Origin of the sequence: Methanobacterium aggregans, assembly GCF_017874455.1 — an archaeon.
GTDB classification, from domain to species: Archaea; Methanobacteriota; Methanobacteria; order Methanobacteriales; family Methanobacteriaceae; genus Methanobacterium_C; species Methanobacterium_C aggregans.
This window is the reverse complement of the sequence record NZ_JAGGLN010000003.1, coordinates 45,275-70,199: the sequence shown is the minus strand read 5'-3', so window position 1 is coordinate 70,199 and position 24,925 is coordinate 45,275. Positions and strand designations below refer to the sequence as shown.

Sequence of the window (24,925 nt, the reverse complement as noted above, 5' to 3'; positions counted from 1 at the left end):
ATTTAAATCATTTTTTTAAAACTTCAAACCTAAAACTACTCATTTTAAAGTTATCTAATTGGTTCTTCAATGATACAAACCTTAATTATTTAATGATTTTTTAAAAATCTATTTAAAAAAAAATATTGCTTGATTTTAAGGTTTTAAATAGGAAAAATTCGTTAGGGATTAAAATCAGTTGTTTCAACTGCTCTTTTTAATCCTTAACTAAATCCTTAACTTAATTTTTCTAAGTTGAAACGAAGTTCAAGAACTTACCTTCATCCGATTGTGCAAACTCCATATCTGAAGGCACACGATCACCAATTTCAACCTTTATCAGGGAATTTCCCATGTAAATGGAGTAGGTTTTATTAGGATTTTGATCGTTGAACTGAATGGTCTTGTACTTTGAACCATCCACGTAAATGGTATATGTCCCGTTTTTCAGCACTCCCACCGTTGTTGCAACTTTTTGGTTGTTAACGTAGATGTTGACAATTCTGCCTGGTTCATTGTTGGTTTTGATTATGAATCCTTGATCCATGGTTATATTTTGATCAGAAATTGGCAGTGCTTTTTCAACGTATAAATTTTTAAAAACGTTACGCAAGTCGCTGTCACTAATGCTGTCTCCTATTTGAATTCCCAAATAGTTCCTGGCGGTGTAGGGCGTTCTGATAATGTTGTCTTCCCCTGGGAGTGTTGAGGTAATGTTGTACTTCTGGTCGTTTATGTATATGGAATCACCATAATTCAACTCCAAGGTGTTTAAAGCTTCCTGAGGCATTCTCATACTGCCGTACTCATTCTCAACTGCACTGTCAATTGTGTAAGGACCTCTAACATCAATACTCTGGTTTTCATGGGGCTGATTCCAGATTATGAGGTTTCTGGAGTTTGGTTGAATGGATATCTTACCGTCATCAACATGAACTGCACCGAGAAGTGTTGTTAACATTGCGATGAGTATTAGACCAGACACTATAATGGGGCTGTGCATATAAAAGAAGGATCTAATGGTTTGAAATCTTACCTCAGATCTTCTAATAACCTTAAACGACATTCTGATGATCCTTGCAATGTAGAAGATAGCCACAGCTGCACCAATTCCTGCTATGACCAATCCGAGGTTCAGTGGAATGAACCTTATGAAGAATATGCAGAAAACACCCAGGGTGATTAATGAGAGACCTAATATCCCCATTCTTATGGCTTTACCAAGGGAATCCATCATTGTGACCCTTCCATACTCCATTGCCCTGTCCACAATTGTTCTAACAACTTCTGTGGCAACAACGTTAAGATCACTCAATGATGACATTACATGGTCTATCTTACCGATATCAACTTCCTTAACCCTCATCCCACGGACATCTGCATCCAGAACTATTCCCACATCCACACCGTAGTCATCTTCCAGGTTTATACTGTTTAAGAAGCTTCTTTTAGCCGCGAACTGTCCGCTCAGGGGCTGGTCGAACTTCAGCTCAGGGAAGAAGAACTTCAAAAGGGGTTTTGCAGTTAATTCAGTAACTCTGCCGGCTTCCCTTTTAAATTTGGTTTTCGTTATATCTGCTTCACCATTCAAAATAGGTTTTATAATTTTTTCAACCTGTTCAACAGTTAAAGTGTGGAGATCACCATCTAAGAAGACGGCTATATCTCCATTTGACTTTTTAAAACCAGTTTTAATGGCAGCACCTTTCCCTTTATTGGTGGAATGTTTTATAACTTTGGCACCTGCTGTTTCTGCTATTTCTGCAGTGTCATCAGTTGATCCATCATCCACAACTATGGTTTCCGATACGTAATTTATGGATCTTACAGTATTAACCACGTGTTCGATGGTGTTTGATTCATTGTAAGCTGGAATTATAACTGAAACAGTCATGTCTTCTGGTTTTTTCTTGGTTCTTAAGGATGCAATTAAAAGAAAAAGCATCAGTATGGTCCATGACAAAGCTACACCTCAAATATTTCCTTTCTTGATCTTGTTGAACATCAATTTTAGTTGAACATCAATTATTTAATAAGTGCAAGTGTTCTACATATTGAACTGCATTCATTATAAATTACGAGTATTGAACTCACTTCAATATAAAAATTTTATCCCTTACAAAACTTTATTTAGTTTCTTCAAACATATAATTTTAGTGTATAATGGTTTAAGATTGGAATAAATTAATTTCACAATACAAATCACATTTAAAACAGAATTGGGGGTTATTATGGAACCAAGGGTTATGATAATACTTGGAAGTGCATCTGATTTTGCAATAGCAGAAAAGGCAGTGAATATTCTGGAAACACTGGAGGTGCCCTACGATGTCAGGGTAGCTTCAGCACACAGGACTCATGATAAGGTTAAAAGGATAGTCAAAGAATCTACTGAAGGGAGTGTGGAGGTTTTCATAGGAATTGCAGGACTTTCCGCTCATTTACCTGGAATCATGGCTGCAAACACCCACAAACCAGTTGTGGGAGTCCCTGTTAACGTTAAATTTGGAGGTCTTGACGCCTTATTTGCAACTGTTCAGATGCCAATAGGTGCACCAGTTGCATCTGTGGGTGTGGACAGGGGTGAAAATGCAGCGATACTTGCAGCCCAGATAATCGGAGCACATGACGAGGAGGTGCGTAAGAGACTTTCCACCATGCGCAGAAATTTCTTCTTCAAGATAAAGGATGATGAGGAAAAACTTGAGGGAAAACTCAATGGAAATTTCTATTCAAAGGAGGAGTTCAGCTCAAAATCAAAACCCCAGGAAAATTACAGGGAAGTCTTTGATGATCCAGGTTATCCTGATGTGGCAGTGATATCAGGAAGTCATTCAGACATGAAGGTGGCCAAGAAAACCACTATGTTCCTTGATAAGATGAACATAAGTTATGATTCAACTGTTGTCTCTCCAATAAGAAATCCTGAGAAATTTGAAAGGTACATGGATGAGATGAGGGGAGTCAAACTTTACATAGCCATATCTGGACTTTCAGCCCATGTAACAGGGGCTGTGGTTGCCCACACAGAAAAACCAGTTATAGGTGTTCCATGTGTCATAAGGATGGAGGGAATGGATGCACTGCTTTCAATGGTTAACATGCCTCCGGGTGTCCCTGTTGGAACGATGGGAATAGATTCTGGGGCTAATGCCGCATTATTTGCAGCTGAAATCCTTGGATTGGGAGATTCAATTGTAAAAAATGATCTTTTAAGGTTCAAAAACAACATGAGCTATATAAAATGATTCTAAACTGATTGTTTAACAGATGAATTTAGTAATATTAACTGGTTATTTAACTCATTAAGTTCTATTTAAGGCGATAAAATGAAAAAGAAGGCTGAAAATAAGGGGGTCTGTTCTGCAGAATCTGAAGATCCTCAGTGCAGTTCATGTGGATGCAGTGCCAACTACATACTCTTGGGACTGGTGGTTATAGCTCTGGTGATGTTTGCTGCAACCATGATCAAATAATCGTTAAGATTAATTTAAGAAATTGTTTAGAATAATTTAAAATTTAAATTTATCATTGTACAGGATTCAAGGGAATAATGGGGTGAATAATATGAAAGAGTTTCTTAAAACCCTGGAAGAAGAATTTAAGGTTGTAAAAATTGAAAAAGAGATATCAACAAAGTATGAAGCCTCTAAGATATTAAGAGAACATCCCAGGGATGTTGTCATATTTGAAAATGTTGAAGAAAGTGATATGAGGATAATCTCAGGTGTCTGCAACACAAGGGAGAAGATAGCCAGTTCAATATCTGCAAACGTACCTGAAATAACTGGAAGGATAATTCAGGCAATGGAAAATCCTCAAAAAATCCAGAACATAGAAAGTGCTCGTGAGAACTTCAAATTCTCAGGAAAAGCAGACCTATCCCAGCTTCCAATCCTAACCCACTACAAAAAGGATGGGGGGGCTTACGTAACCGCAGGTGTGGTGATAGCCAGGGACCCAGAAACCGGGGTAAGAAATGCATCAATACACAGGATGCTTGTAAATGAGAAGGATAGACTTGGAATCAGGATAGTTCCAAGAAACCTTTACACCTACTACAAAAAAGCTGAAGAAATGGATAAACCTCTTGAAATAGCCATAGCTATTGGTATGAATCCTGCAACCCTCCTTGCATCCTGCACCTCCATACCAATAACTGCAGATGAACTGGAGGTGGCCAACACATTCCACAATGGGAACATGAAACTGATACGCTGTGATACTGTTGATATCGAAGCTCCAGACTGTGAAATACTCCTTGAGGGAAAAATTCTGCCCCATGAACGGGCTGAAGAAGGACCCTTTGTTGACCTGACAGACACCTACGACGTGGTGCGCCAGGAACCAGTTATCCAGCTTGATAAAATGCACTACAAGGAAGATCCACTTTACCATGCAATAATGCCTGCTGGAAACGAGCATAAACTTCTCCAGGGATTACCGCAGGAACCCAGGATATACAAGGCAGTTCAGAACACAGTTCCAACTGTTCAGAATGTAGTACTTACAGAGGGTGGCTGCTGCTGGCTTCATGCAGCTGTTTCAATAAAGAAACAGACTCAGGGTGATGGTAAAAATGTTATAATGGCTGCACTTGCGGCTCACCCATCATTGAAGCACTGCATTGTGGTTGATGAAGATATAAACATATTCGATCCTGAAGATATTGAATATGCAATTGCAACGCGCGTGAAAGGGGATGATGACATCATAATAGTTCCAAAAGCAAGGGGTTCCTCCCTTGACCCATGTGCAACACCTGATGGCACAACAACCAAGGTTGGAGTGGATGCTACAAAGTTGATCGATAGAAAAGAGAAGTTTGAGAGGGTCAGCATGAGCGGAGATTAGATTTAAAACTGCATTGGATTAAAAAAATTAAAATTTCCCTTCATATTTTACTTTTTGCAGTGTCATTTAATTTTATCATGACTTTTTTTGAAATTGTTGAGGATACAGATCTTAATCGTTGTTTAACCATCTTTTAATATTGAATAATTATTGAAGGAATACTAATATGGATAAAAATTAATAAGAAAAGTTAATAATAAAAATGTCCTGGTGAAAATATGAATAAAACCCTTAAAATAATTCTTTACGGCATCTTGATGTGGCTTGTAGTATTTCTGGTTTCTTTTTTGATATATCCCCTGAAACAATGGGCAAACCCCTTCTTTGAGTCCATCATGCCGGTTGTTATTACAGTAACCGTGGTTGCACTGACCATCACCTACTTCAAACAACAAAACAAAGATTTTTTAAGGGAAAGTGCCCTCATAGGTGTTTCATGGTTTGTAATAAGCATAGCAATAGATTTGGTGATGTTTTTACCACCAAGCCCCATGCACATGGGCCTTTCAGACTACATGACGGACGTAGGATTCACATACATAATAATTCCCACAGTAACTTTGGGAATGGGTTACACTGCAGATAAAGAACTGAAAAAAATTAAAAGCTGAATTTGGGTTAATATGAAGGGGTTAGTATGGAATACGACTATATAATCCATGAACTGGAATCACTTTCCAAACCAGAGGAAAGGGAGGGAATGGCTAGATTTGGAATAAGTCCAAAAAGGACTTACGCCGTTAGGATGCCTGAAATAAGGCGTATAGCACGTAAAGTCGGAAAGGATCATGAACTTGCAGCCAGATTATGGGATGCAGATTACAGGGAAACCAAGATCATGGCGTCCATTGTGGATGATCCCAAACTGGTCACTGAAGGGCAGATGGAGAGCTGGGCTGCTGAATTTGATTATTGGGAGATATGCGATCAGTGCTGCATCAACCTCTTCAGAAAAACACCCTATGCGTATAAAAAGGCGTTTCAATGGAGTTTGCGTGATGAAGAATTCGTTAAAAGGGCAGGTTTTGCTCTAATTGCCGTTTTAGCTGTGCACGATAAAAAGGCACCTGATGATAAAATGGAAGATTTCTTCCCTCCCATAATAAGAGAATCAAAAGACAACCGTAAATATGTTAAAAAAGCTGTTAACTGGGCCTTAAGACAGATCGGAAAGCGGAACAAGAACCTCAACAAAAGAGCCATTGAAGTTGCTGAGGAGATAAAGAGTACTGATTCTAAAAGTGCTAAATGGATAGCTGCTGATGCTCTGAGGGAATTGAGGGATGAAAAGCTTCAGAAAAAATTGATCTAAACAATATCTAAACGATTATATCGATCCCAGCCCCACACTTGGAACACTTCCCATTCTTCACCTTATCACTAACCACCTCAAATCCATCTCTTTCTATAATGAGTTCACCGCACTCAGGACAGTAAGTGTTCTCTCCATCTGTGAATGGGACATTTCCAACGTAAACGTACCTCATACCCGCATCCTTGGCCATTTTATGGGCCTTTTCTAGGGTTGCAATTTCTGTGGGGGGCAGATGATCCAGTTTGTAGTATGGGAAGAACCTAGTGAAGTGCAGTGGAACTTCAACCCCAACCTCCTCCACCATGAAATTCACAAGGGCCTTAACATCATCATCGGAGTCATTGTAACTTGGGATCATGAGGTTCGTGACTTCGAGGTGAATTCCCAACTCATGCATACTTTTAATGGTTTCAAGAACGGGTTGAAGCCTTGCATCGCAGAGTTCATGGTAGAAATGGTCTGACATTCCCTTGAGGTCAACGTTTGCAGCGTCAAGGTAGGGTGATAGGAGATCAAGAGCCTCTTCTGTCATGTAACCGTTTGTAACGTAAACAGTCTTTATATTTTCTTTTTGGGCGAGTTTTGCAGAGTCAAGGGTGTACTCGAACCACATGGTTGGTTCGTTGTAGGTCCAGGATATGGATCCGCATCTGTATTCCTTTGCAAGCCTTACAGCTTCTTCCGGAAATATTTCCTGGGTTGGAACAGTCCCAAGATCTGCCTGGGAGATGGTCCAGTTCTGGCAGTGCTTGCACCGAAAGTTACAGCCGAGAGTTCCAAGGGACAGGGAAGTTGAACCTGGATAGAAATGGAACAATGGTTTTTTCTCTATTGGATCCACTGAAACAGAGGAAGCTGCAGCATAGTTGAGGCTGTAAAGTTTTCCCTCTTCATTCCTGCGCATGTTGCAGAATCCTTTTTTTCCATCTGAAATTATGCAGCGCCTTTGACAGACTTTACAGTTAAGGGATTTTCCAATTTTTTCATAAAGAATGGCTTCCTTCTTCATGTCACCACCTTTAAAAACTAGTTTTTTAAAATATTTTTTTTATATTCCTTATTTTAAAGAGGGATTTACAACCAACAATGATTTTTTGATGGTTATGAACGGAAATTAGTTCAGGTGCTGGTACCCTCTTGGTGTTAATATTTTTGTTTTTCCATCCTTATCTATCATGCTGATCCTTCCAGATGAATCAACCCTCCCAATTTCATGGATGGTAACTTCTCCTTCAAAGGATTCATTCACAGCTGTCTTAAGATCATGAAACTTTTCCTTCTTTATGGTTAAAAGTAGCTCGAAATCTTCTCCGTAGGTTAAAGCAAGTTCAAATGGATCTTTATCCAGAGCATCAGCCAACTTAAACATTTCAGGGTCTAGGGGTATTTTGGTTTGACGGAGTTCTATTCCAATCCCGGGGTTTGTATCCATTATTTCTCCAAGCTCACTTAAAAGTCCGTCTGTTATATCAGTTGCAGAACTTACAGAACCAGTTTTTCCAAGTAAAACTCCTTCTTCAAGTCTTGCATGGGGTTCAAGGGCGTGTTTCAGAGCATTTACTTTGAAGTTATCCTTGGAGTTAACACGTTCACCAAAACATTCCTCAAAATCCTCATTAAATGGAGTTTCATCCGATCCTTCAAGTTCATGGATTAAAATCTCAAAACCTGCAGCAGCAAGACCAAGCTGTCCTGTAACTGCAACAATATCCCCTGGTCGGGCTCCATATTTCATAAGCACATTTTTTTTGGCAACAATACCAATACAGGTCCCACAGAGTGTTAATTCTGATGATTCGTTGGTATCTCCACCAATGAGAACCATACTGTAATCCTTGCAGGCTTCGAGAATACCTTCAATGATCTGGTCGAAGTAACCAACGGACATTGAACTGGGCAGGCCCATTGAAACTATCATGCCAATAGTATCTGCACCCATGGCTGCAATGTCGCTGACGTTAACTGTGACAACCTTCTTCCCTATATGCCGTGGGCTCATATTCTGTGGAAAGTGGGATGACTGCATCAGCATGTCTGAAGTTGCAACGAGATAACTTTCACCCAGATCTATAAGTGCTGCATCATCGGTTCTGCTTTTAAATGAGTTTTCATCCAGAAGTGTATTTAAAAAAAGAGAGTGGGATTGGAATTTTTGGCTCCTATCAAGGAGCCTTTTTATCAATTTTTTTTCCCCAAGGTCCGAAATTTTCAATTCTTTTGAATTTTTAAAAGATTCAGAGGGCATCGTTGACCCTATCTTTTATTATTTCGGCGATTCTAGCATCGGCACCTAATGGTTCGGTGTAGATTATTTCGCCTTCAAAATTTATTTCTTCATCTGAACCATTGTCATGGTGATGGTCGTGTCCATGGGCGTGGTCGTGTCCCTCTTCATCATGACCGTTGTTCAGGCCCAGAATACGGGGTATGTCCTGTGTTGTGTGGACTCCGTGTGCAAGGAATACTGGAGTTACAACGATCTTTTCAGCACCATCTGCTGCAAGCTTGTTTATTGCCTGGGGTATTGATGGTTTTGACATGTTCATAAATCCCACTTCAACTGCGTAATCCCCATTCTTCCTGTAAATATCTGCAATATGACTTACAACGTCTTTACCGTAGGGTAATCTGCTTCCGTGCCCCACAAGCAGGACGCCTATCTTATTTTTTGAGCTTGAATTTGTATCCATATGAGATCACTCCGTCTTCGCCTTCTGTTTTTATCTTTCTAAAGACCAACTCAACTTCATCGCCTATTTCAACTTCTTCAGGGTTGCAGTCCACTATTTGAGAAGTTATCTTTGCACCTTCCTCAAGTTCAATAATTGCCACCACGTAGGGTGCCAGACTTTTGAATTCATCTGTGGGGGTGTTTATAACAGAGTAAGTGTATATTTTCCCATTTCCTTTAAGATGTATGTCCTCTATTTTACCTTTTCGCCTGCATTCTGGACATATAACTCTTTTTGGGAAGAAAACCTTTCCGCATTGTGAACATTTTGATCCTATGAGACTGTACCGCTGTGGTATATGGCGCCAACCTCTAACGATGTCTTTCATATTGAACCTCCATTAAATTTACTTTTTTGTAGAATAATTCATAAAAATCAGTTGAATCATATCATCAACCGCTTAAAAAACCTAATTTGGAAATATCCATTTGAATTATATTATATTACAATCTACGTGCTTTTTATTTTGTTTATGAACTGTTGAGTTTTTATATTAGGTTAACCTTTTTTTTATAACCTTGTATATTAAATTCTTTTGCACTTCCCTTTATTATAAATAGCCATAAAACTTATGATCATTTCATGTTTCATTAATACAAATGTTTCGATCTTTTTTTACTTGGTTTTGATCCCTTTTAAATCTGTCCATTTTTTTTGAATTTCAATGCATCTGAAGTTCATGTGAACACATTTATATATTACAAAAAAATTAATAAGTAATACAAATCTTCATGATGGAGGGAATGATGGATTCCAGGGGATACGCAATGACTGCAATGTCATTTTTAATGGTTTTACCTGCACTTTTACTTGTGGCAGTGCTCTTTGACATGTCTCATACAGGATCAAGTTCTGCGAGTACAAATTTAGGGTCGGATGCTGTGCTTCAAACAGCTAAGGATGTTGAAAGGGATGTTCCTATTTTAACAGGTCAGGTTTTAATGGAAGAAGATAAAAAGGTAATCCAAAGCGGGAAAGGTCTTCAAAACAGCAGAGAATCCGTTAAAAATAACCTTCAAGCAAAATTGGATTCTAAGTACGAGTACTACGGGAACAATACTGGGTTGAAGGTCAGATGTGAGGTTCGAGCTGTGGATTCCTCTGCTGAACCCTTTGAAGTGGAAGTGAACTCCACGGTTTGGGTTGAAAAGGGTGATATAATTCATGTGGAAAATTTGACACAAGAGGTATCTATAATAAGTCCCCAATGCAGAGTTGCAGACCCAGTACCATTTATTAAATGTGAGGGTCATGGTGGAGTTACCAACACAAGTGAACGAATAGTTTACGGTTCCAGCCTTGAGAACTATTTTAACTCAAGGGGAGTACCCAATGCAGGGGCCTATGAAAATGCAACATCCCCTCTTTTCATAAAAAAATGTCCCTATGACCCTTACAAATCCCATGGGGAAAGTGAAGGATTTATAGTACTTAAAAACTGCATAGACAATGGATACTTTCATGAGAGCAGTGATGGGTCATGTTTTTTGTGCCGTTTGGAAGGCAAATCCACCTGCTTCCATTATGGATTCGAAACATTTGTGGTACCTGCACACTCACCCAACAACACAGTTAATTCTGCACCCTGTTCCTCGGATCACGTGATATTCAACGATACCAACCCTGATGGAAGTGGAACTTACCCTGGAAATTCAGTCATATACTATCAGGACGGGGGATATTATTTCAAATTGTTCCTGGATAATGGACACCAGAATAAATATGGAATAATTGGATTTTAGATGATTGATTTGGTTAATTAATGAAGATCACTAAAGCTGGGGATTAAATGGGTTTCAATAAAATTCATGATGATAAAAGAGGTCAAGCATTTTCAATGGATTTGTTGCTGGCCCTAGTTGTTATAACAGTCTTAATTGGTGTTTCAGCCGATGCAATGGATATTGTAAGTTACAAAATTCAGGATTACTCCTTCGAACATTCCATGCAAAGAATAACTATGGATGCTGCAGAAACTCTTATAAATACACCTGGAAATCCTTCAAACTGGGAAACACTCTCTGGAATGATCACACCGGGACTTGCAGAGGTGGACCCTGAAACAGGAAGAACTGTACCTGGAACACTCTCAATAAAAAAGATAAATAAATTAAAACATGAATATGACACTGCCATGCCTACGATACTTCCAGATGGTTCAGATTCTACCATAACCATTTATCCTTTGAATGACTTACCTCCAATTCTAGTGCATGATGAAATACCTCCAGCCAGTTCTTCAGATGTTGCAGTTGCCAACAGAACAGTTCTCTGCAGCTACATGTACATGGCCTGCAGGGTGAGCATGAACGTCCACAGCAACCCTTCTTGGAGCCATGGAATGGGATCAGACTGGGAAATTTGCCCCCATGCAGGTCTCAATGCATCTATGAAGCACGAAAAACCTGATTTTGAAACTGGAAAACCTGGATGGGTTTGCCATCATTTTAACATCACTCAAGAAGATTTGAATTCAACGGATTTTTATGTTTTAACTGATCCTACAGTTTTAGCTGATGGTTCTGCCAGATGGATAATAGACAGTCCTGATAAAATGGAAAAGAATGGAGAGATGTTTTTTTCAAGTCCCATACCTGTAAATGACAAACTCATGGAGATTTTGGGGGATAATAAAACTGCAGTTTTATGGTTGCACGTGTTAACCATAGGAACTCCCGATAAATCATTTGATGCTTATGTTGTGGGGGTTCCAAAGGGAACTCCGGTTTTAAATGTTCGTTTGGAGTATATAACTCCTCAACCGGCTTACTTCATTTTGAAGGTGTGGGTTTAACTTTTGATTCCTTAAATGAATCAAATCCTTAAAATTAGTTTCATCAATATCTTGACCATAATAAATCATTTAGAACCAATGTTAAGCAAATGATTTGGAAAAACCAATATCAAAATCATATATCCTTACCAATTTTTTATTTAATCCATTTTTTCCAACTTTTAAATAATTTAAAAGTGTTTCCTAACATTTCAATCCTTTAATTTTTTTCATTGATCTGAGCTATGCTGAATATTACCAAATATTTGCCGAAATATGGGTAATCTTCCAATAATTAAAAAAAATTTGAGTAATCTTCCAAAATGTTTATAAGATGATTCAGTAATATACTAAGTAAAGAATGAATCGTACCGTTATTCATTGAAGCCTGAAATACTAAAATTCATGAGAATTAATTCAATGTGTTTCCAAGTGGTATGAAATATTGTGGTGAGTTCCAAATGGATGATACAGACATGGAGATACTTCGTTCCCTTGTGGAAAATTCGAGGATTACCATCTCCCAGATGTCAAAGGAGATAGATGTACCAGATGCAACTATCTCCAACAGACTCAAAAAGCTGGAAAAAAATGCTATAAAACAATACACTCTGATACTGAACCCTGAAACATTAGGATTAAAGGTTACTGCAATAATCATAATTCAGACGGAGTCAGAAAAACACGAAAACGTTGAAAAAGAATTATCCATACTTAAAGAAGTTTCTGAGGTTTACAGCATCTCAGGAGAGTACGACATCTTAATCAAGGTATGGGCGCACAGCATACAAGAACTTAACAGGATAGTCAACAGTAAAATACGTTCCGTTGATGGAGTTGAAGATCTAACTGAAATGATAGTCATGGAACGTGTTAAGGAAGGGGTTGTGCCACCCATGGGACCTGAAAAATAGAATTCCATAGATCCTATACATGATCTAATAATCATCCACAAAATCCAAGGAGGTGAAAGCTTGTACTTAAGCGAGTTTATCAAAAAAACAGTCATAAATCAGGAAGGAAATAGATTAGCCCGAGTTAAAGATGTTATAGTGTCCTCAGACATTCCATATCCAATAATAAAGGCTTTGAGCATAGAAACGTCTTCAAAGGATCAGTTAACAGTTCCCTGGAAGTACGTAGATGAAATGAAAAGGGAAATAAAGCTCAAAACAGATTTAGATGGTATTGAAGAGTATAAAATTACCAGAAGCGATATAAGGCTTGTGGAAGACGTGTTGGACCGACAGGTTGTTGACATAGAGGACAAGAAGATAAGACGGGTTAACGATTTGAAACTGTCAGCCACCAATGGTTATTACCACGTGATCGGGGTGGATATAGGGGTTCACGGCATATTGAGAAGACTGGGCTTTGAAAGGATCATAAAAACCCTTGGCATAAAAACGGAAGAGGACATAATTGCCTGGAATGACATAGACACCCTTAGAAGTGACTACTCAAAGGTAAAACTCAAAGTACCAAAACAGAACCTTAAAAAGCTTCACCCTGCAGATATAGCAGAGATTGTGGATCAGCTGGGCCTTAACGAGTCCATAACAATACTGAATTCATTGGATGATGAAGCTGCTGCAGACACCCTTGAAGAAGTTTCACCTGAAAGACAAGTATCTCTCCTTGAAGGAATGGACAGCAAACGTGCCGCAGACCTCCTGGATGAAATGTCACCTGACGATGCTGCAGATCTTCTCGGAGACCTTCCTGATGAAAAAGCAGAGGAACTCTTAACCTTGATGAAACCTGAGGAGTCCAAAGACCTCCGAAAACTTCTTGAATACCCTGAAAACACAGCTGGTGGAATAATGACAACAGAATTTGCATCAGTTGAGGAGGATATGACTGTTCAGGAGGTTCTGAACTTTTTAAGGAAACTGGGGCAGGATGTTGAAACCATTTACTACATCTACGTGAAATCGGTTTCTGGTGATCTTGTGGGGGTAATGTCCCTCAGAGAACTTTTACTTGCAGATCCAACCAAAAAAATCTCTGATTTCATGGTGACGGACATAATAAATGCTGATGTTATGGAGGATCAGTACGAGGTTGCAAAGAAGATAGCCAAGTACAACCTCTTGGCACTGCCCGTGGTTGAGAATGAGAAAAATATAAGGGGAATAATCACTGTTGATGATGCAATAGACATAGTACTGCCTACAGCATGGAAGAAAAAAGTTCCAAGGATGTTCAGGTAGTTTATACGGATTTCATGGCTGATAATTGATAGAATCAGTTTTAACAGATTATTTTAAACCTCTTACTCTTATAATTTAAGATTTGTTTCAAGATTAGTTTCAGTTAACATGTTTATTTAAAAGTTCAGATCCCTTAAAAGATAAGATACTTTAAAATTTAAAAATAATGAGTAACAGTGTTCTTAAGGATTTCAGACTTTACAACTTTGATAGTTTCAACGATCTCTGAATTGGGGATGATACATTGGATTTCAAAATTTTGCTTAGATCATTTAAAGGCCCAAGAATGGCCAGTTTAATCCTCTTTCTGTCAATTATGGGTCCTGGTATAATAACAGCCACGGTTGACAACGATGCTGGGGGAATAACCACATACAGCCTTGCAGGTGCCAACTTCGGCTACACCCTGCTCTGGACCTTCATACCAATGCTAGTAGCGCTTGCTGTTGTACAGGAAATGGGAGTGCGTATGGGTGTTGTATCTGGAAAAGGTCTTGCAGACCTTATAAGAGAGAAAGTTGGGGTTAAAATCACATTTTTCGTGATGATAGCCCTTCTGGTGGCCAACTTCGGAAACACCCTGGCTGAATTTTCAGGTATTGCAGTGAGCACAGGAATGTTTGGGATACCCAAGTACATTGCCCTGCCAGTAGCGGCCCTATTTGTCTGGGGACTAGTTATAAAGGGCAACTACCGCAGTGTTGAGAAGATATTCATAGGCGCATCCCTTGTGTACCTTTCCTACATCATTGCGGGCCTTCTTGCCCATCCTAACTGGGGACTGGCCCTTCACAGTGTTGCGGTGCCCCAGATAGACATGAGTGCAGCTTACATAACCATGGTAATAGGACTGGTGGGTACAACCATAGCTCCCTGGATGCAGTTTTACCTCCAGTCCTCGGTTGTTGAGAAGGGAATCTCCATCAAGGATCTGAAGTACTCCAAAATCGATGCAATAGTTGGGCCTGCATTCACATGTATCGTGGCATTTTTCATAGTCCTTGCATGCGCATCAACCATATTCTCAAACGGTGTGGTTGTAAACGATGTTGGAGATGTTTCAAGGGCGTTGCTTCCACTTGCAGGGCAGTATGCCAGTGGACTTTTTGCACTGGGATTTTTAAATGCATCACTATTTGCAGCAGTTATACTACCTCTGTCAACTGCTTACTACGTCTGTGAAAGTCTGGGTCTTGAAACCGGAATTTCAAAAAGCTTCAGGGAAGCACCGGTATTCCATGGACTGTACCTGGGAATTATAGTGCTTGCAGCAATCGTTATAATGCTCCCTAACATCCCACTTTTACCTATACTCTACCTTTCACAGGTTGCAAATGGAATATTGCTCCCATTCATCCTGATATTCATGCTGCTCATAATAAACGATAGAAGTATCATGGGGGAATACGTTAACTCCAGGATTTTCAACTACATAGCCTGGGCCACTGTGATAATAGTCATTGGGTTAAGTCTGGGCCTTGTTGCAACGAGTTTCATGTGATCCTACTTCAGAAGGGGATTCATGTAGCTTCAGCTTAAAAAAAGAGATTATGTATTTAAATATGTATTTAAAATTATTTATTTAATCATATCTTTTTATTTTATTATTTTTTTTATTTCTTTAAAAGATGTATCTACTTTAAAATTCCAGTTATAACTACAATCTCTTCAAAGAAAGCATGCTCCTTTGCAGTTATGCTGGCTTCAAATCCCATACTCTCCAGTTTTTCAAGGGTTTTATCATTATCAGAGAGTGAAGACTGAACGAGCTGAACCCTTCCATTGGAATTCAGATGTTCAATGAGATCATCAAGAAATCTGTCAATAACTTCTCTTCCATCTTTGCCCCCATCCCACGCAGCATTTAACTCGTTTTCAATAAATTCATCCTCTCCAGTTGGAAGGTATGGGGTGTTGAACAGGATTAAATCAAATTTCTCACCTTCAACAGCTTCGAAAAGATCTCCTCTCCTGAGTTCAACATTGTAGGTTCTGTTGGTTATTATGTTTTTTGAGGCACATTCAATTGCATGGGGGTTTATGTCGGTTGCAACAACGTTCATGGATTTTTTGGCAGCAGTGATTGCTATTAAACCGGTTCCGGTTCCTATTTCAAGTACACGATCTTTTCTACCAGTTTGAAGGTTGCTGGCAAGGAGGAATGTGTCCTCTGCAGGTTCATACACGTTTTCGTGGATGTAGTAGTAAGTTTCATTGTATTCAAACATTTCTCTCATCTAAAATCACCTTACACAATTGAATTTTGTTATTGTCCTCTTCAGGGTATGATCGGCTTGCAGAAACAGTAATTGAGGGCCTACTACTTTCTAGAGATGCTTCGTGTTTACATCAAACCCTTCAACTGCAGCTGGAAGACATTCCAGTACATTTGCAAGGCCTGAAAGGTGAAGGTTCATTGCAACTGCACCAATCACTTCTTCCCTTTTCGCACCAGATTTCTTGGCCATAGCTGCATGCATCTTAACTCCCATGGGGTTTTTATTTGCAGTTTGGATGGCTATGTTTATTAACTGCTTAGTTTTTGGGTCCAATCCTTTTAAATCACGCTGTACTTCTACCAAATCGTTGAAACGTGCTGCAAGCTCAGGAAGTTCCTTTTGAAATAACTCGTAGGGATTTTTGTTCATTAAAACACCTTTTTACACTAAATCCTCTTTAATATAAAATCAATTAATTGATTAGGGGTAAAACCATTTAATTATTATGGCCCATGATAGGAACTAATCTTCCAATTTATCTAAAACTGATCTTATTTCCTTTGAAATCTCCAGTATTTCCTCAGGATTTAGATTAACAGCTCTTTCATTAATAATATCAGAATTTAAACCTGTAACAATCGTTTTTGCTGTTTGTTTGTCAGTTTTGCGTATCTCATGGAATGAATCAAGGAGTGCGTTCCCCACCTTTTTACGTTTATGCTGGAAGAGGGCCCTTGAAGTTCTAATAAAGATATCATCGCCACATGCATTTTCTTTTTTGTCAGGAGTTAATTTGATAACTGCAGATGATACTTTAGGTGATGGAATGAAGGCAGATGGTGGAACCTCAAAGAGCATCTGAACCTCTGCACAGAAGTGCATCATAACAGACAACCTTGAATAATTCTTTTCACCGGACTTTGCAATCATTCTTTCTGCAAATTCCTTTTGATACATGAGTACCGCAAAATCGAAGTCATGTTCAAGGAGTTTGAATGTTATTGGGGATGAAATTTTGTAGGGAAGGTTTGAAACAACCTTGTTGAATTCAGGAAAATCTATCCGGGTTGCATCTCCCACAACAACCTCAACGTTACGAATATCAAGGTCATTGATCCGTTTTTTCAGAACCTGTGCAATTTTATTGTCCTGTTCAACAGCCACAACCTTTTTTGTCTGTTCTGCAAGGGGGATGGTCAGTGTTCCAATACCCGCCCCAATTTCAAGAACAGTATCTTCAGGGGATAGTTCTGCACTGTCAACTATCCTTGATAGTATACCTTGATTTATGAGGTAATTTTGTCCCTTTCTTTTGTCAAGCCTTATGTTGTTGGATTTCAGTATGTTGGTGGTTTGAGACATTAGGTTCATATTTGACTCCTGAAAAAAATAGTTAAAATAATTAAAAAAAGTATAAGAATTGGTGTTGGTTATTGGAAACACCTAAAGATTAGAACTGACGTTTTGGAGGTCTTGTAAAGAGCACATATTTTCTCTTTCCTCTCTTATCGTCTGTTACTTCGAGTTCAAGAAGAACACGTTTCACAATAAGTTTTACAGGGTCTGATAACATGGGAACTCTTTTTTTGATATCATCAAAGCTCTCGAACTTCTTCTCCTGCCTTGCATTTATTATGTCCCACATGTGTTTCTTCCCAATTCCGGGCAGAAGTTCGATCTGGTGAAGTCTGGTGGATATTGGGCCGGCTTCATTGAAGAATTCCACGAATTTACTTTCGTTGTCCTTTATAATTTCTTCAATAACGTATCCCAGTTCTAACTTTGCTGTGGCAGTTAGTTTATCATTTCGCAGACGTCTGTTCACACGGGCTATTTTGTCCCTTTTTCCAGGGCCAATGTAAACCTTTTCATGTATGTCCAGTTGAACCATGTCCTTTGGAATAAGTTCGAGGATAGTAAATTCCTCTGTGCCCACGGCCTGAGCTATGGGTTTCCTTTTAAATGAAGGCGCACCTTCCTTAAAATAACCTAAAGGAAGATAGTCAAGAATAATCGCATGATCTTCCATTCAACCACCCGGATGGTTTTTTGATGTTAGACTTAAGTCTTGGGGGGACTCCCCTTCAATTTTTTTGTTCCGAATTATTCCCTGTACTTATCAACTATCTCTAATATCTGTTCTAAATCTTCCTTTTTATGTGAACCCCTCTCCTTTGCAAATATCAACCTTAAATCTGCGAGATCCACAGGCATGAGGTCTGCTATTTTAATAGCTTGACTTTTTTTAGCGATTTCCTGAAGCTCTTTCACTAGTTTTACTGCAGATTCTTCTTCTATTTTTGAAAGCTTTGTAACGTGGTCTAAAGCAAGGTTTTGTTCGTAAGTGAGTTCATAAGATTTTGAACGTTCCTCAAGCATGGTTTTAACTTCTACAATTGTTACAGGATCAGTTTCTACCACTTTTTTTCCAATCATCAATATCACTCTTGGATTTTGAGGTGTTCTGGTCTTATTATTAATTTTTTAGCTTTGTTACCATCGTTTATTTCTACTATGTATGCACTTCCCCTTTTCTTAGCCACTTTACCTGTTTTACCATGGAAACGTGGGTGGGGCTGACCTCGGTGTATGCTTGAATCGATTATTATGTGAACGATATCATTTGCATCAAAGGTTTGTATTTTTTTGGTTATTTGGTTTGGCCTGTTTGGCCTGATACTTCTTTTAAGTTTTGAACGTGTTCTACTTCTAAAACCTCTTGATCTTTTCACCATGTTTGAACCTCCATTTCAACCTTTTATAAGGTTGATTGAAATATGACTAAATGTCAGTTTTATCATTAAGCTAATGATTATTTTAGATTATTCATCTTTTTTAAACTTTTTTCATACTACAACGTGGATTTTATCTCAAATAAAAACTGATTCAGGAATATTACACAAAATTCGTTTTAAATCAGGCATTTGAAACTGGATGAAGTCTCAGTTTCAGGGTTATTTTAAATGATTAAATCTTTTTGTAGTTGATAGATGAGTTTGCATGAAATCCATATATATAATTGATCATTCAGTGGTACTTTTCGCTATATATTAATATTGATAATTACACTCTTAAATGTTCACTTCCATGACATCGAGCTTCTTGCATACCGCAGGGATTCCAATGACTTGGGATACACTGGGGTTTGTTCTATCTTCATCTCCAGATATGAGCTCTTTTATGTAGAGTCCTCCTTCACAGTGGATTAAAAGTTCGAATAAATTTGAATCCAACCTTTTAAACTCCAGATTTTTCACGTGACGTGTTCTTATTTTGTCTGCACGCCTGTGGGATACACGTATGGGGGTGCGTTGTTTTATCACGTCCAAGGATTTTAATGGTTCCAGATCTTCCTTGGCAACATCTCCTTCAGTCTGGACCAGTGCCCTGTAAACCTTGTATGTGTCTGTTGAAGATGTTTTTATTTGACTGCGCCTGTTTTTACCTACGAACTTCAGGTTCAAAACTTCAACTTTGCCCTCTGCATGCTGGTTAACCCTGTTTTCAAGTTCCTCAAGGTCTATGCTGCGAATATGGGGTTCCTTGATCTCCAGAACAAATGGTCTTCCACTACCGAGCATTTTAACGTCAATATCCTCACGGCCCGCACCATGAAACTTGGCAGAAGTTCCATTAGTCATTTCAAGCGCATCCTTTGATATGAATTCTTCAACGGTTTCTAGGTACATTTTACCGGTGTAATTACACCTTTCACATCCTCTGCCTTTACATGCTGTACATGGCCATTTTGTCTGGGGGATGCCCCTCACAAGTTTCCTGTATCTGCCTTCAATGAACAGGGGATTTGTCTGGAGCTCGATGTTCTCATTTTTAAAATCCACCATTACAACGAGATGGGGGTTGTCAAATTCCACTTCTCTATCAAGTCGAATGGACAGATCCTTACCTATCTCCCTGTTGATCTCCTTTTTAATGTTTTCAACGTCGAGGTCCAATGCATCATGAATTTCCTTTTCCCTATTGAGGATTTCAGGATCCACACGGCAACCAACGAGAAAGTTTGAAAATTCAATTTTAGATTCATCTATTCTTTTGATTATTTTGTCTGTGGTGCTGTTCTCTGTAGCATCAATCTCATCCAATAATCCGTTGCATACGTAACATGGATTCGGACTTCCTGCAGAGACCAGGTCCTTGGAAACTTCAGATGAAACTTCAGATGAAACTTCAGATGAAACTTCAGGTGCATTTTCAGACAGCAGATGTCTAACATATTCGCCCCTTTCCAGGTTTCCATCACCTTGAACTGTTTTTGAGAAGTTTCTACCTAAACAACGGCTGCATATATGTCCGTCACACATTTCAATAATTTTAAATGCGTTATTCATTATTTCAATTATTTCTGATTCCATTTTTACCTCATCCATGATAAATAAGAATTATATGTAGATCATTAGGGATTATCAAGTTTTTTTATTTTCAATGGTTTAAAATAAGGATTTTAACCCTATTCATCCACTTTTAACTAATTCCGTGAAAATTAGAAGTTAATTGATAATAATCCAGTAAGTAATGTTGATTTTAATGTTCATTGATTCACTCAGTTATAACAAACTTTAAACTCTAAATTTGAAATCAACCTCTAAAAAAAAGGTTTCATGGAATTGAAACCAATTTTCTATCAGCGCATCATCTGGCGCATCATCTGGCCCATGGGTCCGCCCATTTTTCTCTTTCCAAAACCCTTCATAGCCTTTTTTGTGGTGCTGTAGTACTTTAAAAGCTCTTTAACATCTTCATTTCTCATACCAGATCCGCGTGCTATCCTTTTGACCCGGGACTGTTTTATAACGTCAGGGTGTTCCAGTTCGTATTTTGTCATTGAATCCATGAGTATTTTGTACTTATCCAGCTTTTCTTCAGTCACCTTGGATGCATTCTTTGGGAGCTTGGCACCCATACCAGGGATCATGTTCATAACCTGCTGCATGGGCCCCATTTTATTCATCATCTCGAACTGAGAGTACATGTCCTTTAGTGTGAATTTACCGCTGAGCATAGCATCAACACTGTCCATATCCATGTCTTCTTCTGCTATTTCCTCGGCTTTTTCTATTAGGCTTTTGATGTCTCCCATTCCAAGTAGTCTTGATATGAAACGCTCTGGATCGAAGGCTTCAAAGTCGTCAACTCTTTCTCCAGTTCCTATGAATTTGATTGGAGCACCAATTTCAGCAACTGCAGACAGGGCACCTCCACCCTTTGCAGAGCCGTCAAGTTTGGTTATGATAATGGAACCAATGTCCGTGGTTTTACTGAATGCAAGGGCCTGTTCTTTGGCTTGTTGTCCTATGGTTCCGTCTATAACGAGTATAACTTCATCTGGTTGGACTATGGATGAGAGACTTTCCATCTCATCCAGAAGATCCTTCTCCTCCTTATGACGTCCTGCAGTGTCCACAATTACCAGATCTTTCTTCTTGAACTCTTCCAGACCCTTCCTTGCAAGGTCAAGGGCGTCCTGATTATCAGGGTCACCGTAGAGTGGCACGTTCATGGGCTCTGTGAGCTGTCGCAGCTGTTCGTATGCTGCAGGTCTCCAAGTGTCTGTACAGACTATTGCTGGGTTGAAACCCTTTTTCTGAAGGTAACGTGTGAGTTTGGATATGGTGGTTGTTTTACCGCTTCCCTGAAGTCCCATAAACAGGATTCTGTAGGGTTTTTTGTTAATTTCAACTTCCTGAGCCCTTTCCCCAACGAGGTTCACCAGTTCTTCATAGACTATTTTTATGACATGCTCTTTGGGAGTAACACCTTTCTGAGGCTCTTCATTCAAAGCCCTTTCCTCTATGGTTTTTGAAAGGTTGAGAACCAGTTTGATGTTAACATCCGACTGGATCAAAGCTCTCTGTATATCCTTTATAACCTCTTTAACGACTTCTTTGTCTATTATGCTCATTCCTGCCAGTTTTTTCATGGTTGTGGTCAGGTTTTTGCCAAGATTGCCCAGCATGATTTTCACCAATTTTTGTTGATCTGAATTAATAATAATCTAAACATGCTTTGAATTGCATGAATCATTCTAATAACCTATTTTTAAGTTTTAAAAGTTTGATCATTATTTTTAAGTGTAAATTGCCACTTCTGATTAAGTATAATTATTATTAAGACTTGGATGTTGATATGAATTTTATTTTTTTCTAATTTCATTTATTAAATCCTTGTTAAATTCTCTCATCAATTTATATTACAATCAACATTATAATAAATTTAGGTTAATATAATATGGTTGATAAAAATTTTACTAGAGAAATTTTTGCATATCATAAGTCATTAAAAATTCTATAAAATGTATATAATAATATAAAATTGTTTAATAGATTAATTCTTGTAACATAAATTTGAGGGATTATAGTATTTTAACCATTAATTAAAATTCTAATTTCCACTTTAAACAGTTTTAGGTGATAAAATGTTTGAAAAACTTAAAAAAAGTCTTATAGAATCTCCTGTAGTAAAAAAAGGAGATTATGATTATTTTGTACATCCTGTAACAGATGGAGTTCCTCTGGTAGAACCTAAAATACTTGAAGAAGTTGCAGACGGTATTTCAAGGTTTGGTAATATGGATGTTGATAAAATAGTCTGTGTTGAAGCCATGGGAATTCACATAGCAACAGCACTGTCCCTTAAAACAGGAAAACCCTTTGTTGTTATCCGTAAACGGTCTTATGGCCTTGAAGGTGAAGTTGCAGTACATCAGATGACAGGTTACAGTGAAGGGGAACTTTACATAAACGGACTGGATAAGGGGGATAAAATAATCCTGGTTGATGATGTTGTAAGCACTGGGGGGACCATGATAGCTGTCTTGAAAGCCCTTGAAGCCATGGAAGTTGAAATCGTTGATGTTATGGCGGTGATAGAGAAGGGAACTGGTAAGTACACAGTTGAAGACGAAACAGGTGTCACCGTCAGAAGTCTTGTGAAGTTGAACGTAGTTGATGGGAACGTTGTAATAGAGGGAAGTGCTGATGAAACCCTTTAATGGCAATTTTTCAGTAGGATGTAGGGGGCATTTTGTTGGGTTATGAATTCGATATAAAAAAGGTCATAGAAACCATAAAACAGTTCGATGCAGAAGTTGTTGGACTGCAGTTTCCAGAGGGTCTTAAAGTACATGCAACCAAAATTGCAAGACAAATTGAAGACGAAACTGGTTCAACCGTTATAATATCTGCTGATCCATGTTATGGAGCTTGTGATGCCGCTGATGTAGATATGAAGGATGTTTCAGACCTTTTAATTCACTTCGGCCACACTGCCCTGCCAATTGAGTATGATCTGCCGGTTATCTTCGTTGAAACGAAATCAGATATGGATGTTAAAGGAGCATTAATCAGTGCAGTGGAACTTCTTGGTGCTTATAAAAGGATAGGTTTGGTTACAACTGCTCAGCACCTTCATCTTCTCCCTGAGATGGAGAACTTTCTGGAAGAAAATGGGAAAGAGGTTGTTATGAAGGAGGGGGCAGGTACTCAGAAGGGCCAGATCCTTGGTTGTAACTTCTCTGCCATAAAAGACCTTGATGCTGATGCATTTCTTTACGTTGGAAGTGGAAACTTCCACACCCTTGGAATAAAACTCTTCACTGACAAACCAGTTGTAATAGCAGATCCCTACATCAACGAGGCAAGGGATATTGATGAATTTGCAGATAGGATTATGAGAATTCGTTTTGCAAGAATAGCCAAGGCTATGGATGCTGAAAGCTTTGGAATCATTGTTTCTTCCAAGAAGGGTCAGTCCAGAATGGAACTTGCAAAAGTTTTAAAGAAGATGATCCATAAAGAAAAAAAAGAAGCATTCATACTGATCATGGACGATGTTTCCCCAGAACTCTTAACGCCATTCATGAATATAGAAGTATTTATAATGACTGCATGTCCAAGAATAGCCATTGATGATGCTAATATGTACAAAAAGCCACTCTTAACCCCTCAGGAGCTTGAAATAGTCCTGGGTAAACGGGATTGGGAAGACTATGAAATGGATGAAATTGAGTACTGATACATGCAACTTCATGATCCTTTATTAACAATGTATAATACATAATAAAAACACATAAATAACAGTTTGTGGAAAATAATTTGATTCTTATGGTTTGCAGCATGATGTTTCATGGTGCCAGCATATGGATCAGGTATCAATCTCATGATAACTCATAGACTTATTTTAAGTTGAGGTGAATCAATGAAAACCAGATCTGGAGATTTTGTTCTACCCGGAGATTCTTTAGGGGTTACTGAAGAATTCCTTCCATCTGACTGGACCTATGAAGAGAACGGCGAAATAAGGTCACTCATTGCAGGAACAGTTTCAGTGGATGACAAAGAGAAAAAAATATCCATAATACCAAAAACCAGCTCCCCATCCATTATTAAGAAGGGAATAGTTGTTGTTGGCCAAATATCTGATGTCAGGGGTCAGAGGGCCCTTATGAAACTAGACAGTATCAAGGATAAAAGCAGGGGCCTTGTAACATCTTTTTCAGGTGCAATACACATATCCCAAGCTGAAAAGGGTTATGTGGATAAATTAACCGACGAATTCAGAATTGGCGACCTTTTAGAGGCAAGGGTTACTAAAGTCATGGGGATCGACAACGTTGACCTGACAACAGCAGAACCTGAACTCGGAGTTTTAAAGGCCATGTGCACTAACTGCAGACACTTCATGAAGCAAACAGGTAAAAAAGAAGTTACATGTCCAAATTGTGGAAAAAAAGAGAAGAGAAATCTTTCTTCAAAGTATGAGGGATAATTGCCCTTAATTTTTCATTTAAAGCGCTATTTTTCCTAATAATTTCTTCATATGGA

Annotated in this window: 26 protein-coding genes; 13 read left to right on the top strand and 13 right to left on the bottom strand. The window is 38.6% G+C overall.

The window, feature by feature from the left end; genetic code table 11:
• Positions 1-229: 229 nt before the first annotated feature.
• Entirely contained in the window at positions 230-1,942 is a 1,713-nt protein-coding gene (locus J2756_RS05450) for a glycosyltransferase (RefSeq protein WP_209583406.1), read from the bottom strand.
• Positions 1,943-2,210: 268 nt separating this feature from the next.
• Here J2756_RS05450 and purE point away from each other — a divergent pair, with 268 nt between their 5' ends.
• From purE to J2756_RS05425, 5 genes are all read left to right on the top strand, one after another.
• Positions 2,211-3,227 (top strand): 5-(carboxyamino)imidazole ribonucleotide mutase, encoded by a 1,017-nt coding sequence (purE, locus tag J2756_RS05445; RefSeq protein ID WP_209583404.1) that lies wholly within the window; start codon positions 2,211-2,213, stop codon positions 3,225-3,227.
• An 81-nt stretch (positions 3,228-3,308) separates the two neighbouring features.
• A complete protein-coding gene (locus J2756_RS05440; protein ID WP_209583402.1) occupies positions 3,309-3,455 on the top strand; it encodes a hypothetical protein in 147 nt (48 codons plus the stop codon).
• A gap of 91 nt (positions 3,456-3,546) precedes the next feature.
• Positions 3,547-4,833 carry a UbiD family decarboxylase gene (locus tag J2756_RS05435; protein WP_209583400.1) on the top strand — a complete coding sequence of 429 codons (1,287 nt, stop codon included), beginning with the start codon at positions 3,547-3,549 and terminating at the stop codon, positions 4,831-4,833.
• A gap of 218 nt (positions 4,834-5,051) precedes the next feature.
• Complete coding sequence (locus tag J2756_RS05430) at positions 5,052-5,444, top strand: hypothetical protein (RefSeq protein WP_209583398.1); 393 nt, start codon at positions 5,052-5,054, stop codon at positions 5,442-5,444.
• A gap of 26 nt (positions 5,445-5,470) precedes the next feature.
• Positions 5,471-6,145 carry a DNA alkylation repair protein gene (locus tag J2756_RS05425; protein WP_209583397.1) on the top strand — a complete coding sequence of 225 codons (675 nt, stop codon included), beginning with the start codon at positions 5,471-5,473 and terminating at the stop codon, positions 6,143-6,145.
• A 7-nt stretch (positions 6,146-6,152) separates the two neighbouring features.
• Here the strand turns inward: J2756_RS05425 and amrS are convergent, their stop codons facing one another.
• The 4 genes from amrS to J2756_RS05405 form a co-directional block, all read right to left on the bottom strand.
• Positions 6,153-7,157 carry an AmmeMemoRadiSam system radical SAM enzyme gene (gene amrS / locus J2756_RS05420; RefSeq protein ID WP_209583393.1) on the bottom strand — a complete coding sequence of 335 codons (1,005 nt, stop codon included), beginning with the start codon at positions 7,155-7,157 and terminating at the stop codon, positions 6,153-6,155.
• 105 nt (positions 7,158-7,262) lie between these two features.
• On the bottom strand, positions 7,263-8,330 hold the full coding sequence (gene thiL / locus J2756_RS05415; RefSeq protein ID WP_342593109.1) for a thiamine-phosphate kinase: 1,068 nt from the start codon (positions 8,328-8,330) through the stop codon (positions 7,263-7,265).
• Between the two features lie 52 nt (positions 8,331-8,382).
• Positions 8,383-8,838, bottom strand: coding sequence for a sirohydrochlorin nickelochelatase (gene cfbA / locus J2756_RS05410; protein WP_209583382.1), 456 nt, complete (start codon positions 8,836-8,838; stop codon positions 8,383-8,385).
• Positions 8,810-9,208, bottom strand: coding sequence for a Zn-ribbon domain-containing OB-fold protein (locus J2756_RS05405; RefSeq protein WP_209583380.1), 399 nt, complete (start codon positions 9,206-9,208; stop codon positions 8,810-8,812). The genes cfbA and J2756_RS05405 overlap by 29 nt, the downstream gene beginning before the upstream one ends.
• 418 nt (positions 9,209-9,626) lie before the next feature.
• On the opposite strand from J2756_RS05405, the gene J2756_RS05400 reads away from it, so the two are divergent.
• From J2756_RS05400 to J2756_RS05380, 5 genes are all read left to right on the top strand, one after another.
• Entirely contained in the window at positions 9,627-10,622 is a 996-nt protein-coding gene (locus tag J2756_RS05400) for a hypothetical protein (RefSeq protein ID WP_209583378.1), read from the top strand.
• 47 nt (positions 10,623-10,669) lie between these two features.
• Positions 10,670-11,674: a hypothetical protein gene (locus tag J2756_RS05395; RefSeq protein ID WP_209583375.1), complete on the top strand. Its 1,005-nt coding sequence runs from the start codon at positions 10,670-10,672 to the stop codon at positions 11,672-11,674.
• 440 nt (positions 11,675-12,114) lie between these two features.
• Positions 12,115-12,567, top strand: a complete 453-nt coding sequence (locus J2756_RS05390; protein WP_209583373.1) for an Lrp/AsnC family transcriptional regulator — start codon at positions 12,115-12,117, stop codon at positions 12,565-12,567.
• A gap of 60 nt (positions 12,568-12,627) precedes the next feature.
• On the top strand, positions 12,628-13,866 hold the full coding sequence (locus J2756_RS05385; protein WP_209583371.1) for a magnesium transporter: 1,239 nt from the start codon (positions 12,628-12,630) through the stop codon (positions 13,864-13,866).
• A 244-nt stretch (positions 13,867-14,110) separates the two neighbouring features.
• Positions 14,111-15,367 (top strand): Nramp family divalent metal transporter, encoded by a 1,257-nt coding sequence (locus tag J2756_RS05380; protein ID WP_245315951.1) that lies wholly within the window; start codon positions 14,111-14,113, stop codon positions 15,365-15,367.
• 133 nt (positions 15,368-15,500) lie between these two features.
• On the opposite strand, the gene J2756_RS05375 is transcribed toward J2756_RS05380, so the two are convergent.
• From J2756_RS05375 to J2756_RS05340, 8 genes are all read right to left on the bottom strand, one after another.
• Positions 15,501-16,094 carry a HemK2/MTQ2 family protein methyltransferase gene (locus J2756_RS05375; protein ID WP_209583911.1) on the bottom strand — a complete coding sequence of 198 codons (594 nt, stop codon included), beginning with the start codon at positions 16,092-16,094 and terminating at the stop codon, positions 15,501-15,503.
• A 99-nt stretch (positions 16,095-16,193) separates the two neighbouring features.
• Positions 16,194-16,514 carry a carboxymuconolactone decarboxylase family protein gene (locus tag J2756_RS05370; RefSeq protein ID WP_209583369.1) on the bottom strand — a complete coding sequence of 107 codons (321 nt, stop codon included), beginning with the start codon at positions 16,512-16,514 and terminating at the stop codon, positions 16,194-16,196.
• A gap of 93 nt (positions 16,515-16,607) precedes the next feature.
• Positions 16,608-17,456, bottom strand: a complete 849-nt coding sequence (rsmA, locus tag J2756_RS05365; protein ID WP_209583366.1) for a 16S rRNA (adenine(1518)-N(6)/adenine(1519)-N(6))-dimethyltransferase RsmA — start codon at positions 17,454-17,456, stop codon at positions 16,608-16,610.
• A 79-nt stretch (positions 17,457-17,535) separates the two neighbouring features.
• Positions 17,536-18,114 (bottom strand): DUF655 domain-containing protein, encoded by a 579-nt coding sequence (locus J2756_RS05360; protein ID WP_209583364.1) that lies wholly within the window; start codon positions 18,112-18,114, stop codon positions 17,536-17,538.
• Between the two features lie 74 nt (positions 18,115-18,188).
• Positions 18,189-18,521, bottom strand: a complete 333-nt coding sequence (locus J2756_RS05355) for an RNA polymerase Rpb4 family protein (RefSeq protein ID WP_209583363.1) — start codon at positions 18,519-18,521, stop codon at positions 18,189-18,191.
• Positions 18,522-18,526: 5 nt separating this feature from the next.
• Positions 18,527-18,817, bottom strand: a complete 291-nt coding sequence (locus tag J2756_RS05350; protein WP_209583909.1) for a 50S ribosomal protein L21e — start codon at positions 18,815-18,817, stop codon at positions 18,527-18,529.
• Positions 18,818-19,156: 339 nt separating this feature from the next.
• A complete protein-coding gene (locus J2756_RS05345) occupies positions 19,157-20,458 on the bottom strand; it encodes a tRNA pseudouridine(54/55) synthase Pus10 (protein WP_209583361.1) in 1,302 nt (433 codons plus the stop codon).
• 269 nt (positions 20,459-20,727) lie between these two features.
• Positions 20,728-22,059: a signal recognition particle protein Srp54 gene (locus J2756_RS05340; RefSeq protein WP_209583359.1), complete on the bottom strand. Its 1,332-nt coding sequence runs from the start codon at positions 22,057-22,059 to the stop codon at positions 20,728-20,730.
• Between the two features lie 459 nt (positions 22,060-22,518).
• Between J2756_RS05340 and hpt the strand changes: the two genes are divergently transcribed.
• The 3 genes from hpt (at position 22,519) to J2756_RS05325 (ending at position 24,869) form a co-directional block, all read left to right on the top strand.
• A complete protein-coding gene (gene hpt / locus J2756_RS05335) occupies positions 22,519-23,094 on the top strand; it encodes a hypoxanthine/guanine phosphoribosyltransferase (protein WP_209583356.1) in 576 nt (191 codons plus the stop codon).
• A 32-nt stretch (positions 23,095-23,126) separates the two neighbouring features.
• The gene (dph2, locus tag J2756_RS05330; RefSeq protein WP_209583353.1) at positions 23,127-24,116 is read left to right on the top strand and encodes a diphthamide biosynthesis enzyme Dph2; all 990 of its coding nucleotides are present in this window, start codon (positions 23,127-23,129) and stop codon (positions 24,114-24,116) included.
• A 183-nt stretch (positions 24,117-24,299) separates the two neighbouring features.
• Complete coding sequence (locus tag J2756_RS05325; protein WP_209583351.1) at positions 24,300-24,869, top strand: exosome complex RNA-binding protein Csl4; 570 nt, start codon at positions 24,300-24,302, stop codon at positions 24,867-24,869.
• Positions 24,870-24,925 lie beyond the last annotated feature (56 nt).